Origin of the sequence: Cryobacterium sp. Hz7 (genome assembly GCF_004402815.1) — a bacterium.
GTDB lineage: Bacteria > Actinomycetota > Actinomycetes > Actinomycetales > Microbacteriaceae > Cryobacterium > Cryobacterium sandaracinum.
The window spans coordinates 13,541-27,114 of record NZ_SOFB01000036.1 but is presented as its reverse complement, the minus strand read 5'-3'; the positions used below and the strand labels follow the sequence as shown (position 1 = coordinate 27,114).

Here is a 13,574-nt window from a genome sequence, read left to right as displayed (position 1 = left end):
GGGCATCCGCACCAATGCCGCACTAACCCGCGGCGGCCGTCTACTGCGGGCAACAGATGTCCTGAGTTAGCCACACACACACGGGCCCTGATGCGAGGGCGCCCCGCGGCGCACGCTCTACCTGCAACCACCCCATACAGTGCGTCCACCTCCACACCCTGCGCCACGAACCACACCACCCCGTGGGAGGGCACACCTGCACCAACGACAGTTGGCCACCCCTCGAGGTGACTTCCATGTGGTGAGCGAGAGTGAATGTCTTCATTCCGGTCGAAAGTGCCCGGTAGAGCCACCACTCTCGACCGGAGAGGGACACTCGCCGCGACCCGGTATGACACCGCCGGACTCGATTCAGAATCAACCAAAATGGCCTCCCAGACGGGTGGTCATTTGGCGTTGAGTTACTGTTGATAGGTCTGTCGAAATGACAGGTCAAATTACACAGGAGACACAGTGAGCCCTTCAGGAACGCACGATAACGAATCACGCGACGGCGGACGAGACGATCGTCGTTCCAACGGGGGTTACCAGGGCCGGTCCGACCGTCCGCAGCGTGACGGTGAGCGTCCCCCTTACCGCGGTAATTCCGAGCGTACGAAGCAGGGAGGCGAGCGTCCTCCCTACCGCGGGAACTCCGATCGTCCCTCCACGGGCGGTTACCGTGCAAATTCCGAGCGTCCGGCCAACGGTGGCGAGCGTCCTTCGTACCGTGGCGATACCGAGCGTCCGCAGCGTGATGGTCAGCGTCCTCCCTATCGCGGCAACTCCGACCGCCCGGCCACGGGTGGTTACCGTGGCAATACTGACCGTCCCCAGCGTGATGGTGAACGTCCCCCTTATCGTGGCAACTCCGAGCGTCCGCAGCAGGGTGGCGAGCGTCCTCCTTACCGTGGCAATTCGGACCGTCCCTCTGCCGGTGGCTACCGGGGCAACTCTGAACGCCCGCAGGGTGGCGAGCGTCCTCCTTACCGTGGCAACTCCGAGCGTCCGCAGCAGGGTGAGCGTCCTTCCTCCCGCGGCAATTCCGAGCGTCCGCAGGGTGAGCGTCCCCCTTACCGTGGCAATTCGGACCGTCCCTCTACCGGTGGCTACCGGGGCAATCCCGATCGCCCGCAGGGCGGCGAGCGTCCCCCGTACCGGGGCAACCCCGATCGCCCGCAGGGCGGCGAGCGTCCCCCGTACCGGGGCAACTCCGATCGCTCCTCCGGCGGCGGGGAGCGCAAGCCCTGGGCCAAGGACGGCGCCCGTCCCGAGCGCACCGATCGCCCGCAGCAGGGTGGCGAGAAGCCCTGGACCCAGCGCGGCGGTTCGCCGAACCGTGCCGGAGCTCCGCGCGGAGACGCCGGTAAGAAGCTGTGGACCCGTGACGGTGCCCCGGCCCGCGGTGACCGCGATGCCCGTGTCGTCGAAGAGGAGATGACCGAAGAGCAGCGCATGCAGCGCGAGCTTCGTTCGGTGCGCCCGCGCCACGACGACCCCGAGCTGCCCGACGACATCACGTCGCAGGACCTCGACCGGATCGCCCGCAACGAGCTCAAGACCCTCAGCAAGGACAACGCCGAGGCCGTCGGCCGCCACTTGGCCATGGCCGCCCGCGTCATCGACGAAGACCCCGAGCTGGCTCACCGCCACGTCCTGTCGGCTGCCCGTCGTGCCGGCCGGATCGCCGTGGTGCGCGAGAGCCTCGCGATCACCGCCTACGCCACGGGCGACTTCGCCCTGGCGCTGCGGGAACTGCGCACCTATCGCCGCATCTCCGGTTCCAACGATCAGCTTGCGCTGATGGTGGACAGTGAGCGCGGCGTGGGCCGCCCGGACCGGGCGCTCGAGCTGGGACGCTCCGTCGAGCGCGCCTCGCTGCCGGCATCCGTTCAGGTTGCCCTGGCGATCGCCATGTCCGGGGCGCGTCTGGACCTCGGCGAGACCGAGGCTGCGCTCAGCGAGCTGGAGATCCCGCAGCTGGACCCGAAGACCGCGTTCTCCTACAGCGCCGAGCTGTTCGCCGCCTACGCCGAGGTTCTCGGCGAGCTGGGCCGCGACGACGAGGCCGAACTGTGGAACGAGCGGGCCGAACGGGCCGACGCTGCCGTGTCCGGCGTGACCGATTTCGACGAGACCATGGAGATCCTCGAGATCGACGAGGAGGAGATCGACGAGGAGGAGATCGACGAGAAGGAGTCCGACGACACCGACACCGACACCGACACCGACACCGACACCGACACCGACACCGACACCGACACCGACACCGACACCGACACCGACGACGACGACGCGACTGACGTCTCCGACGAAGAGTCCGCGATTGACGCCGACGACTCCACCGACGAGGCGGAGCACGATGCTCAGGCGTCGCCGCGTGCCTGAGGCGGTCACCCCGCTCACCGGCGTCGACGTGGTTCTGGCCGACCTGGACGGCGTGGTCTACGCCGGTTCAGCGGCCATCCCGTTCGCGGTCGAGAGCCTGAACCGTGCGGCGGAAACCGTGCGGGTCGGCTACCTCACCAACAACGCGTCCCGCACCGACCAGTCCGTGGCGGACCACCTCTCCGAACTGGGCCTGCACACGGTGGCGACGGATGTCGTGACCTCACCGCAGGCCGCCGTGCGTCTGCTCGCGGATGAGGTGCCGGCCGGCTCGCGCATCCTCGTGATCGGCGGCGAAGGTCTTCTGACCGAGGTTGAAAAGGGTGGCTTCGTCGTCACCCGCTCGGCGGATGACGCTCCGGCGGCCGTGATCCAGGGCTTCTCGCCCGACCTCGGCTGGAAGGACCTGGCCGAGGCCGCGTTCGCCCTGCACCCGAACGAGGATGGCGTGGAGATCCCGTGGATCGCCACGAACACCGACTGGACCATCCCGGTGGCCCGGGGGATCGCGCCCGGCAACGGCACCCTCGTCTCCGCCGTGCACAGCGCTGTCGGTCGCCTGCCGATCGTGGCCGGCAAGCCCGAGGTGGCCATCTTCACCGAGGCCGTCACCCGCTTCGAGGCGCAGGCGCCCCTGTTCATCGGCGACCGCCTCGACACCGACATCCTCGGCGCGAACCGGGCCGGCATTCCGGCCGCGCTGGTGCTCACCGGCATCGACAAGGCCAAGCAGACCCTGGCCGCCGACGCCAAGTCGCGGCCGACGTATATCCTCGACGACCTGCGCCAGCTGCACGAGCCTTACCCGCAGACGGTGTTCTCCAAGGACGGCTCCTCCGCCACGGTGAACGGGGCGACGGTGCGCATTGTCGGCGCCGACGTCACGATCGTGGCCGAGGGTGACGGGGCGATCAACCTGCTCCGCGCCGCCTGTGCCGTGATCTGGGCATCCGGTCGGCCCATCTACGGGCTCACTGTTCCGGAGCGACTGTATCTCGGACGGTAACGTGGAGAGGGTGAATCAGCCCCACGTGACGACGGACGACGTAACCCAGGATCTTCCCGCGCGGCTCGCCGCGATCGAAGACCGGCCCCTCGAGGAGCGCGCCGCCGCGTACGTTCAGGAGCACGACGGGCTGCGGGGCCACCTCGAAGGTGGAGACGTTCCCCGGGCGAGCCACTCATGACCGACGTCGACGGAACCCCGGTGGGCGCCCCCGATGACGTCGCCCCCGACACCAGTGCCAGCCACCCCAGCGACCCCGGCGTTGCCGGCGAGCGGATGCCCGACCAGCGCCTCGACTCGGCCGTCGCCGAGCGCGGTCTGGCCCGGTCCCGCACCGTCGCCGCGCAGCTGATCGTGGGCGGACTGGTCACGGTCGACGGCACGCCCGTCGTCAAGGCATCCGCCAAGGTGCGGGACACCCAGCTGATCGAGGTGGCGGCCACCGACCACTACGTCAGCCGCGGCGCCCACAAGCTCATCGCCGCCCTCGACGCCTTCGCGGTTCCGGCCCTGGGCCGCACGGTGCTCGACGCCGGAGTGTCCACGGGCGGCTTCAGCCAGGTGCTGCTCGAACGCGGCGCCGGCCAGGTCATCGGGGTGGATGTGGGGCACGGGCAACTGGCCCCTCAGCTGGCGACCGAGCCGCGACTCGTGCTGGTCGAGGGGTTCAACCTGCGCTACGCCACGGCCGAGAAGATCGCGGCCGCCTCCGGGGTGCCGCAGCGGGTGGACCTGGTCGTGGGAGACCTGTCCTTCATCTCCCTGACCACCGTGCTTCCGGCCCTGGTGGCGTCCGCCGCCGACGGTGCCGACTTCGTGCTGCTGATCAAGCCGCAATTCGAGGTCGGCAAGGGCAGCATCCGCGAGGGCGTCGTGCACGATCCGGGCCTCCGTGCCGACGCGATTGCCGGTGTGCTCTGGGCGGCGTGGGATCTCGGCCTCAAGACGAACGGTTTGATCGCCTCGCCCATCGCCGGCGGCGCCGGAAATCGCGAGTACCTGTGCTGGCTGTCGAGCGCGGTCGGCAGCAATCCGACAGAATGGATCGAACGCACAACGGCGCTGGTGGGAGTGACTAAATGAGTGCAGCACCACGCAACATCCTCGTCGTCGCGCACACCGGCCGCACGGATTCCCTCGAGGCCGCCGTCACCGTCTGCCAGCAGCTGCTGGCCGCCGGAGCCGTGCCGGTGCTGGCCCGCAACGAGCGCGCCGACCTGCTCGCGCACTGCCCGGACCTCGACGACCAGATCGCGATCCTGCACGAGTGCGTCGCGACCACCGAACTCGAACTCGTGATCGTGCTCGGCGGCGACGGCACCATCCTGCGTGCCGCCGAAGTCGTGCGCGGCTGTTCGGCCCCATTGCTCGGCATCAACCTCGGCCACGTAGGTTTCCTCGCCGAGAGCGAGCGCGACGACCTCGGTGAGGCCGTGCGCCGGGCTCTGCTGCGCGACTACCTGGTCGAGGAACGCATGGCCCTCGCCGTTCGGGTCAAGCTCGGCGATGAGGTGATCTACGAGACCTGGGCGTTGAACGAGGCCACAGTCGAGAAATCCAGCCGTGAACGGATGCTCGAGGTCGTCATCGAGGTCGACGGCCGCCCGCTCTCCTCCTTCGGTTGCGACGGCGTGGTCATGTCCACGCCCACGGGCTCCACCGCCTACGCCTTCTCGGGCGGCGGCCCGATCGTCTGGCCGACGCTCGACGCGCTGCTGCTGGTGCCGCTCAGCGCTCACGCCCTCTTCGCCCGCCCGCTCGTCGTGGGCCCGGACTCGTCGCTCGCCGTGGAGGTGCTCGCCCGCACCGGCGGGGCCGCGGTGCTCTGCGCCGACGGTCGCCGCGTGCACGACCTGCCGCCGGGCTCCCGTGTGATCGTGCGCCGTTCACCGATTCCCGTTCGGCTGGCCCGCCTGCATAGCGGCCCGTTCACCGACCGACTGGTCAACAAATTCAACCTGCCCGTCACGGGTTGGAGAGGCCCGGTCGGCCGTGAATAGGCGTTCCGCATGATCGAGGAGCTCGTCATCCGTGACCTCGGTGTCATTGCCGAGGCCACCCTGCCGCTCGGCCCCGGCTTCACCGCCGTGACGGGCGAGACCGGCGCCGGCAAAACCATGGTCGTCACCGCGCTCGGCCTGCTGCTCGGCCAGCGTGCCGATCCCGGTCTCGTGCGCCAGGGCCAGTCGCAGAGCTGGGTGGAGGGCCGCTGGCTGATCCCCGCCGACGGCACCGTCGCGACCCGCGTGCGGGACGCCGGGGGAGACCTCGACGGCCCCGAACTCATCCTCAGCCGCTCGGTGTCCGCGGAGGGACGCAGCCGGGCCGTGGTCGGCGGGCGTAGCGCCCCCGCCGGCGTGCTCAGCGACCTCGGCGGCGACCTCGTGGTCGTGCACGGCCAGTCCGACCAGGTGCGTCTGCGTTCGGCCGTCGCCCAGGCTGCAGCCCTGGACCGCTTCGCCGGGCCGACGCTCGCCGAAACCCTCGACCTGTTCCAGAGGGCCTACTACCGCTGGCAGGGCCTTCAGAGTGAGCTCGACCGACTCGTCGACGAGCAGGACCAGCGCGCCCGCGAGGCCGACACGCTGCGCGCCGCCATCGACGAGATCGAACTCGTCGCCCCCCAGCGCGGCGAAGACGAGTCGCTCAGCGAACGCGCCGAACGCCTCGGCAACCTCGAGGAGCTGCGCATCGCGGCCGCCCAGGCCCGGGAGTTGCTCTCGGCGGAGGAGAACCCCGACGAGATGCCCGACGCTGTCGCCCTGCTCGAGTCCGCCCGGCGCCAGCTCGAACGGGCCGGGGAGCACGACCCGGCCCTGCCGCCCCTGGCCGAGGCACTCGCGAACGCCGGCTTCCTGGTTGCCGACATCGCCGCGCAGCTCTCCAGCTACCTGGCCGGCCTCGACGCCGATGGCGCCCGCGAACTCGAGGTCGTGCAGGAGCGCCGCTCGGAGCTCACCGGCCTGGCCCGCAAGTACGCGGGCGGCCTTGACGAGGCCATCGACTTTCTCGACACCGGCAGTGCCCGTCTGCTCGAACTCGACAGCGACTCCGACCGCATCGACACGCTCCGCACCGAAACGGATGCCGCACGCCAGTCGACTGACGGCCTCGCCGACCAGCTCACCGGCATCCGTCGCGCTGCCGCAGAGGCCCTGGGCGCGGCCGTCACAGCCGAACTGGCCGCCCTGGCCATGCCGAACGCGTCGCTGCTGGTCGAGGTCGACGGCCGGGCCGAGATCACCGCCACCGGACGCGACCTCGTGAAGATTCTCCTGCGCCCGCACGCGGGGGCGGAGCCACGGTCGCTGGCGCGCGGGGCCTCCGGTGGCGAACTGTCCCGGGTGATGCTTGCGATCGAGGTCGTCATCAACCAGGCCGACCCGGTGCCGACCTTCGTCTTCGACGAGGTCGACGCCGGCGTGGGCGGCGCCGCGGCGATCGAGATCGGCCGCCGGCTGGCCCGGCTCGCCGAAACCGCTCAGGTGATCGTGGTCACCCACCTTGCCCAGGTGGCCGCGTTCGCCGGCAACCACCTCAGCGTCGTCAAGGACAGCGACGGCTCCGTCACCGCCAGCAGCGTGCGCCAGCTGCACGGCGACGAGCGTGCCGCCGAAATGGCCCGCCTGCTCTCCGGCCTGCCCGATTCCGCGAGCGGACTCGAACATGCCCGGGAGCTCATGAACCTCGCCCGCGCCAACCGATAGGTCAGCCCTCAATGCTAGAGTCGAAGCCCGTGGTGGAAAATAAAAGCACGGACGAATCAGTACGCAAGGACACGACACGACACATTTTTGTGACCGGTGGTGTCGTTTCTTCTTTGGGCAAGGGCCTGACGGCGGCAAGCCTCGGCAATCTCCTCACGGCCAGCGGTCTCCGCGTGGTCATGCAGAAGCTCGACCCCTATCTCAACGTGGACCCCGGCACTATGAACCCGTTCCAGCACGGCGAGGTCTTCGTGACCGACGACGGTGCTGAGACCGACCTGGACATCGGACACTACGAACGGTTCCTCGACATCAACCTCAACCAGGCCGCGAACGTCACGACCGGTCAGGTCTACTCGCAGGTGATCGCCAAGGAACGCCGCGGCGAGTACCTCGGCGACACCGTGCAGGTCATCCCGCACATCACCGACGAGATCAAGCGCCGCATGCGCCTGCAGGCCAGCGACGAGTTGCGCCCCGACGTGATCATCTCCGAGATCGGCGGCACGGTCGGCGACATCGAGTCCCAGCCGTTCCTCGAGGCGGCACGCCAGGTGCGCCACGAACTCGGCCGCAACAACGTCTTCTTCGTGCACGTCTCGCTGGTGCCGTTCCTCGGCGCCGCGGGGGAGCAGAAGACCAAGCCCACCCAGCACTCCGTCGCCGCCCTGCGTTCCATCGGCATCCAGCCGGATGCGCTCGTGCTGCGCAGCGACCGGCCCGTCTCCGACTCGAACAAGCGCAAGATCGCGCTGATGTGCGACGTCGACGAAGACGCCGTGGTCAACGCGGTCGACGTGCCGAGCATTTACGAGATCCCCACCATGCTGCACGAGCAGGGCCTGGACAAGTACATCACCGACCGCCTCGGCCTGCCCGTCACCAGCGTGGACTGGACCGGTTGGCAGAAGGTGCTCGACGCCGTGCGCGAGCCCCAGCACACCGTCACCATCGGGCTGGTCGGCAAGTACATCGACCTGCCCGACGCCTACCTGTCGGTCACCGAAGCGCTGCGCGCCGGCGGATTCGCCAACCAGACCAGGGTCCAAGTCACCTGGATCGCCTCCGACGACTGCGAGACCGAGGAGGGCGCGAACCGCCTGCTCGGTGAGCTCGACGGCATCTGCGTTCCCGGCGGCTTCGGCGTGCGCGGCATCGAGGGCAAGCTCGGCGCCCTCAAGTTCGCCCGCGAGAACGGCATCCCCGTGCTCGGCCTTTGCCTTGGCCTGCAGTGCATGGTCATCGAATACGCCCGCAACAAGGCCGGCCTCACCGGCGCATCCTCCTCGGAGTTCGACGAGGACACCGAGTTCCCGGTGGTCGCGACCATGGAAGAGCAGGTCGAGATCATCGCGGGCGGCGACCTGGGTGGCACCATGCGCCTGGGTCTCTACCCGGCCGTTCTGGCCGAGGGATCCATCGTGGCCGAGCTCTACGGTGCCTCCGAGGCGTCCGAACGTCACCGCCACCGCTACGAGGTCAACAACGCGTTCCGCTCTCAGATCGCGGATGCCGGACTGTGGTTCTCGGGCACCTCACCCGACCGCCACCTGGTCGAGTACGTCGAGCTGAAGCGCGAGGAGCACCCGTTCTACGTGGGCACGCAGGCGCACCCGGAGCTGCGCAGCCGGCCCAGCCACGCGCATCCGTTGTTCCGTGGCCTGATCAGCGCGGCCCTGGACCGCCAGCAGGCCAGCCGCCTGTTCGAGGTCGAAGCCAAGGAAGATGCCTGAGCCGTGACCCACCCGTCTGTGCCCGCCGCCAATGTGACCGCTCCTGTGACCGCCGAGAAGTCCGGCGAATCGGCCTCCGCCCCGCTGGCGGATGAGCCGGCCTTCGCGGCGGTCTCGGACAGCGCGATCGTTTTCGACGGCAAGGTGTGGGATGTCCGCCGCGACACCTTCGGCTATAACGGCTCCCGCATCAATCGCGAGTACCTGGACCACCCGGGCGCCGTGGCGATCCTCGCCCTCGACGAGCACAACCAGGTGCTGCTGATCAAGCAGTACCGGCACCCCGTGCGCACGCGCGACTGGGAGCTGCCGGCCGGGTTGCTCGACGAAGACGGCGAGCATCCACTCGTCGGAGCGCAGCGCGAGCTGGCCGAGGAGACCGACCTCGTCGCCACCGAGTGGAATGTGCTCGGTGAGTTCGCCACCTCGCCCGGCGGCAGCAACGAGGTCATCCGCATCTACCTGGCGCGCGGCCTCGCCGCGGCTCCGGAGATCTTCGAGCGCACCGAGGAGGAAGCCGACATCGAGGTGCGCTGGGTGCCGCTTGATGACTGCGTCGATGCCGTGCTGGCCCGCCGGGTGCAGAACCCGTCGCTGGTGATCGGGGTGCTCGCCGCCCAGGCAGCCCGCGCGCGTGGCTGGAGCACCCTCGGGGCGGCGGATGAGCCGTGGCCGCGGCATCCGGTCAATTGGGACCACACGGTGTGACCGGTTGGCCTCGTCTGGTGGTGTGAGCGGTGCGGCTGGTGTTCCTGCTGGCCGGGGCGTCGCGGGTGTAGGCGGTCCGTCTGCACCGGGAGTTGCCGGTGGGGTCGTCGCGGCGGCCGTGGACTCGTATCTGCGGCACGTCGCGATCGAGCGCGGCCTGAGCAGCAATACGGTGTCCGCCTACCGGCGTGACCTGGCCATCTACAGCCGGTGGCTCGCCGCGGTCGGGTTGACCGGACTTGCCGACGTCACCCGGCAGCACGTCTCCGACTACGTGCGGTTCTTGGGATCCCGCGAGGAGTCGCCGCTGACCGCGGCGTCGATCGCGCGCATCCTCTCAACCGTGCGCGGGTTTCACCGATTTCTGCTCGAGGAGGGCGTGGTCGATACCGATGTCGCCCACGAGTCCAAGCCGCCCAAGCTCGGCACCCGGCTGCCCAAGGCAATTTCGATCGAGCAGGTCACACTGTTGCTCGCGGCGACTGACGGCGACGAGGTGCACAACCTGCGCGACAAGGCGCTGCTCGAGCTGCTCTACGCCACGGGCGCCCGCGTCTCGGAGGTGGTCAACCTCAATGTGGACGATGTGCTCGACCCCGAGGTGGTGCGCCTCACCGGCAAGGGCGACAAGCAGCGCATCGTGCCGGTCGGCAGTTACGCGCGCGCGGCCATCGACACGTTCCTGGTGCGGGGGAGACCGCTGCTCTCCGCCCGTGGACCGGCGACGCCGGCCCTGTTCCTGGGCCTTCGCGGCAAGAGGCTCAGCCGGCAGAACGCGTGGTTGATCATCCGGGCCGCGGCCGAACGCGCCGGCCTCGAGGGGCATGTTTCGCCGCACACGCTGCGGCACTCCTTCGCGACGCACCTGCTCGAGGGCGGGGCCGATGTGCGCGTGGTGCAGGAGTTGCTCGGCCACTCCTCGGTGGCCACCACCCAGATCTACACGCTCGTCACCGCGGATACCCTGCGCGACATGTACACGACGGCGCATCCGCGGGCGCGGGTGTCCCGTTCCGTCCCCCCGGTGGTTGAGTCACCCCGCGGTGGTGGTTGAGCCCCCGCGGTGGTGGTTGAGACCCCGCCGGTCCTGGACGAGCTCAACCCCGCTTAACTGTTCCCGTTTCGGACAACTGTTGCCCGTGTACCGGCAACAACTGTCCGGAACGGAAACAGTGGCGGCCGGGGCCGCCGCGCGCCGCTGACGTTTGAGCTTTCCGGGACATTCCGTTCGAGCGGCCACCGAAGGCTGCGTCTCGCGTTTTCTCCGAAGTTACGTGACGACGGATGCCGAGAGCCGCCCACGCTCGCGGCTGCGGCTGCGGCTGCCCCACCGGTGGTTGAGCCTCCCGAAACCCGGTGACCTGGCCCTCGAACCCGCCCATCGGCATCCGTCACCGTCGCTAGCTTCGGAGTTTTTCGGAACCCGCCGGTCGAGCGGCCACCGAATGCGGCGTGTCGCGATTATCCCCGAGGTTACGTGACGCCGGCTGTCGAGAGCCGCCCCCGCTCTGGGCTGCGGCGGCCCCGCCGGTCCGGGATGCGTAGCCAAACCCCGCCTAACTGTTGCCGTTCCGGACAACTGTTGCCCGCGTACCGGCAACAATTGTCCGGAACGGCAACAGTTGCGGCCGGGTCCGCCGCGCGGGGCATCCGTCACCCGCGTCGTCACCCGCGTCGTCACCCGCGTCGTCACCCGCGTCGTCACCCGCGTCGTCACCCGTCGGAGTCTCGGCGCCGTCCCTGGCATAACTCCTGCAATTTGGCTGCCGGGAGCCGGTTCCACCGTGTTTTCGGGCCTATTCCGCAGGATTTGCAGGAGTTATGCACGAGGGGCTACACACCAGGCCGGCGGCTGACCAGCGGAAGCCAGTGCAGATCCCGCAGACGGGCGCAGGTCGGTGCGGCCGACCTCAGAGCAGGCGCAGCCCCACCACAGTGATGATCGGCTCGCGCTGCCCGCCGGAGTGCACGATGTGGCCACCGCCCTCGTCGACGGTGAGCTGGCTCGCGTGGCAGCGCAGGGCAGCCGTGACCGTCGCGAGGTGCGCCGACAGGTCGAACCACTCGGCCGCACCCGCACCCGCACCCGCACCCGCACCCGCACCCGCACCCGCACCCGCACCCGCACCCGCACCCGCACCCGAACCCGCAACACCCCCAACACCCGCACCCGATGTAGCACCATCCACCCCCACCTGCACCACCTCGGCAAACGCGACCTCCGCCGCCCGGCTGCCGGCCAGCGCCGCTTCATGCATGCGCACGTGATCCGGATGCCCGTACCCGCCACCGTTGTCGTAGCTGATCACGAGGGCAGGCCGAAGCCGCCCGATCAGTGCGGCCACATCCGCGGCCACTTCGGCCAGGGGCGCCCGCACCAGGGCGTCGCCGTCGATGTCGTCGGCCGGCCCGGCCAGCCCCGGACGAATCCAGGTCATGCCCGAGTCCCGGTACGCGCGCGGCGCGAGGCCCGCGGCGCGCGCGGGCGGCGTGCCCAGCCAGAACCGATCCGCGAGACCGATGCCGAGGGCCGCCGCGGCGCAGGCGAGCTCCCGCTCGCGTTCCCGGGTGAGCGCATCCGTGCCCTCGAGCACCGACAGCGGCCCGCGCACGACCTCGCCTTGCTCGCCGCGCGTGGCGGTCAGCAACGACACCCGGATGCCCCGGGCCGCCATTTCCGCAATCAGCGCACCCGTCGCAATGGTTTCGTCATCGGGATGAGCGTGCACGAACAGAACAGTGGGAACACCGTCCAGCAGACTCACGCGCTGAGCAGCGAGGGGCGGCGGTCGCCGGCACCGGGGCGCACCAGCGACCGGTACACGGTCACGAGGCCTTCTGCCGACCGCGGCCAGTCCAGGTGCTCGGCCCGCTCGCGCGCAGCGAGCGACAGACGCCGGGCGAACGCGGGGTTCGAGAGAATCTGCGTGAGCGCGCCGGCCCAGACCTTCGGATCGCGCGAGTCCAGCACCACGCCGGTGTCGCCGTCGAGCACCGCCTCGCGCAGTCCGCCGGCCGCCGCGGCGACGACGGGAACACCGCTCGCGGCCGCTTCCAGCGCCACGAGCCCATACGTTTCAGAGTGCGAGGGTACGAGCACGACCCGGGCGCCGCTCAGCAGCAGAGCCAGGTCCACGCGGGACTGCGGACCCACGAAACGCACGTTGCGTTCGATTCCGTGCCGGGCCGCGAGGGACCGAAGCTCGTCGATATAGCCGTCGTAGTCGGCTGACGCGTCGCCGGCGATCACGAGTTCGGGCCGGATCGGCTCCGGCACGGCCGCGATCGCCTCGATCGCGAGGTCGAGGCCCTTCAGCGGCTGCAGGCGCCCCGCGACGATCGCGTACCCGCGGATGTCGATCGGTCCAGAAAGTTCGGCAGCCCCGACCGCGGCGGCACCGACACTCCGGATGTCCGTGGGCCGGAACAGAATCCCGTCCACCCCCGGCAGCACGATCGAGATGCGCTCGGGCGCACCGCCGAGCCGCTTCACGATGGTGTCGGCCTCGGACTCGCTGATTGCGACCAGGGCATCGGACTCCTGCGCCAGCCAGGCCTCGCCGGCCATGCGCCCGGGGGACTCGGGGCGTTCGCCGGCCGACAACGGCGTCGACGCGTCGGCCGCGATGCTGTGGAAGCTCTGCACGTGCGGGATGCCCCGGCGGCGCGCGAGCGGGAGCGCCGCCATACCCGAGAACCAATGGTGCGAGTGGATGACGTCGTAGGGTCCCAGCGCATCCATCTGCACGCGGAACGCCTCGATGAACTCCTCGTGGTCGCCCTTCGGCACGGGACGGGCCGGTCCGGCCTCGAGAAAGCGGAGCGTCACCCCGGGGCTCAACTGCATCGTCTTCGACACGGGGGAGGAGCGACGGGTGAGGATATCGACGTGGTGGCCGGCGGAGGCGAGAGCCTCCGCCTGGTGCCGCACGACCACGTTCATGCCCCCGGCGTCACCCGAGCCCGGCTCAGCTCCTGGGGACGTGTGCAGGCAAACGAGCGCGATTCGGAGGGGCGTAAATGGCTGAGGCACTTGAAAATCTTAACGCAAGA

The 13,574-nt window shown here is 69.7% G+C and carries 12 protein-coding genes; 9 read left to right on the top strand and 3 right to left on the bottom strand.

What is annotated here, in order from left to right; translation table 11 throughout:
- Nucleotides 1–483: 483 nt before the first annotated feature.
- Nucleotides 484–1,470, bottom strand: a complete 987-nt coding sequence (locus E3N86_RS16810; RefSeq protein ID WP_166785051.1) for a hypothetical protein — start codon at nucleotides 1,468–1,470, stop codon at nucleotides 484–486.
- On the opposite strand from E3N86_RS16810, the gene E3N86_RS08105 reads away from it, so the two are divergent.
- The 9 genes from E3N86_RS08105 (at nucleotide 1,435) to xerD (ending at nucleotide 10,575) form a co-directional block, all read left to right on the top strand.
- Nucleotides 1,435–2,367 (top strand): hypothetical protein, encoded by a 933-nt coding sequence (locus tag E3N86_RS08105; RefSeq protein WP_241985989.1) that lies wholly within the window; start codon nucleotides 1,435–1,437, stop codon nucleotides 2,365–2,367. The genes E3N86_RS16810 and E3N86_RS08105 overlap by 36 nt on opposite strands.
- Nucleotides 2,342–3,373, top strand: coding sequence for an HAD-IIA family hydrolase (locus tag E3N86_RS08100; RefSeq protein WP_134511730.1), 1,032 nt, complete (start codon nucleotides 2,342–2,344; stop codon nucleotides 3,371–3,373). The genes E3N86_RS08105 and E3N86_RS08100 overlap by 26 nt, the downstream gene beginning before the upstream one ends.
- A gap of 10 nt (nucleotides 3,374–3,383) precedes the next feature.
- On the top strand, nucleotides 3,384–3,554 hold the full coding sequence (locus E3N86_RS16805) for a hypothetical protein (RefSeq protein WP_158252131.1): 171 nt from the start codon (nucleotides 3,384–3,386) through the stop codon (nucleotides 3,552–3,554).
- A gap of 95 nt (nucleotides 3,555–3,649) precedes the next feature.
- Entirely contained in the window at nucleotides 3,650–4,456 is an 807-nt protein-coding gene (locus tag E3N86_RS08095) for a TlyA family RNA methyltransferase (RefSeq protein WP_104100466.1), read from the top strand.
- Nucleotides 4,453–5,373: an NAD kinase gene (locus E3N86_RS08090; protein ID WP_104100385.1), complete on the top strand. Its 921-nt coding sequence runs from the start codon at nucleotides 4,453–4,455 to the stop codon at nucleotides 5,371–5,373. The genes E3N86_RS08095 and E3N86_RS08090 overlap by 4 nt, the downstream gene beginning before the upstream one ends.
- Before the next feature lie 9 nt (nucleotides 5,374–5,382).
- The gene (gene recN, locus E3N86_RS08085; protein ID WP_134401394.1) at nucleotides 5,383–7,080 is read left to right on the top strand and encodes a DNA repair protein RecN; all 1,698 of its coding nucleotides are present in this window, start codon (nucleotides 5,383–5,385) and stop codon (nucleotides 7,078–7,080) included.
- An 11-nt stretch (nucleotides 7,081–7,091) separates the two neighbouring features.
- Nucleotides 7,092–8,813, top strand: coding sequence for a CTP synthase (locus tag E3N86_RS08080; RefSeq protein WP_134511729.1), 1,722 nt, complete (start codon nucleotides 7,092–7,094; stop codon nucleotides 8,811–8,813).
- An 84-nt stretch (nucleotides 8,814–8,897) separates the two neighbouring features.
- On the top strand, nucleotides 8,898–9,521 hold the full coding sequence (locus E3N86_RS08075) for an NUDIX hydrolase (protein WP_174720203.1): 624 nt from the start codon (nucleotides 8,898–8,900) through the stop codon (nucleotides 9,519–9,521).
- A 118-nt stretch (nucleotides 9,522–9,639) separates the two neighbouring features.
- Nucleotides 9,640–10,575, top strand: coding sequence for a site-specific tyrosine recombinase XerD (gene xerD / locus E3N86_RS08070; RefSeq protein ID WP_241985987.1), 936 nt, complete (start codon nucleotides 9,640–9,642; stop codon nucleotides 10,573–10,575).
- A gap of 856 nt (nucleotides 10,576–11,431) precedes the next feature.
- Here the strand turns inward: xerD and E3N86_RS08060 are convergent.
- Both E3N86_RS08060 and E3N86_RS08055 read right to left on the bottom strand, forming a co-directional pair.
- Complete coding sequence (locus tag E3N86_RS08060; RefSeq protein ID WP_166785050.1) at nucleotides 11,432–12,286, bottom strand: PIG-L family deacetylase; 855 nt, start codon at nucleotides 12,284–12,286, stop codon at nucleotides 11,432–11,434.
- A complete protein-coding gene (locus E3N86_RS08055) occupies nucleotides 12,283–13,554 on the bottom strand; it encodes a glycosyltransferase (RefSeq protein ID WP_241985986.1) in 1,272 nt (423 codons plus the stop codon). The genes E3N86_RS08060 and E3N86_RS08055 overlap by 4 nt, the downstream gene beginning before the upstream one ends.
- Between the last annotated feature and the right edge of the window lie 20 nt (nucleotides 13,555–13,574).

Coding starts and splice junctions, on each gene's coding strand:
- E3N86_RS08105 (WP_241985989.1), top strand. CDS start 1,435: ATGCAGCGCGAGCTTCGTTCGGTGCGCCCGCGCCACGACGACCCCGAG.
- E3N86_RS08100 (WP_134511730.1), top strand. CDS start 2,342: ATGCTCAGGCGTCGCCGCGTGCCTGAGGCGGTCACCCCGCTCACCGGC.
- E3N86_RS08095 (WP_104100466.1), top strand. CDS start 3,650: ATGCCCGACCAGCGCCTCGACTCGGCCGTCGCCGAGCGCGGTCTGGCC.
- E3N86_RS08090 (WP_104100385.1), top strand. CDS start 4,453: ATGAGTGCAGCACCACGCAACATCCTCGTCGTCGCGCACACCGGCCGC.
- recN (WP_134401394.1), top strand. CDS start 5,383: ATGATCGAGGAGCTCGTCATCCGTGACCTCGGTGTCATTGCCGAGGCC.
- E3N86_RS08080 (WP_134511729.1), top strand. CDS start 7,092: ATGCTAGAGTCGAAGCCCGTGGTGGAAAATAAAAGCACGGACGAATCA.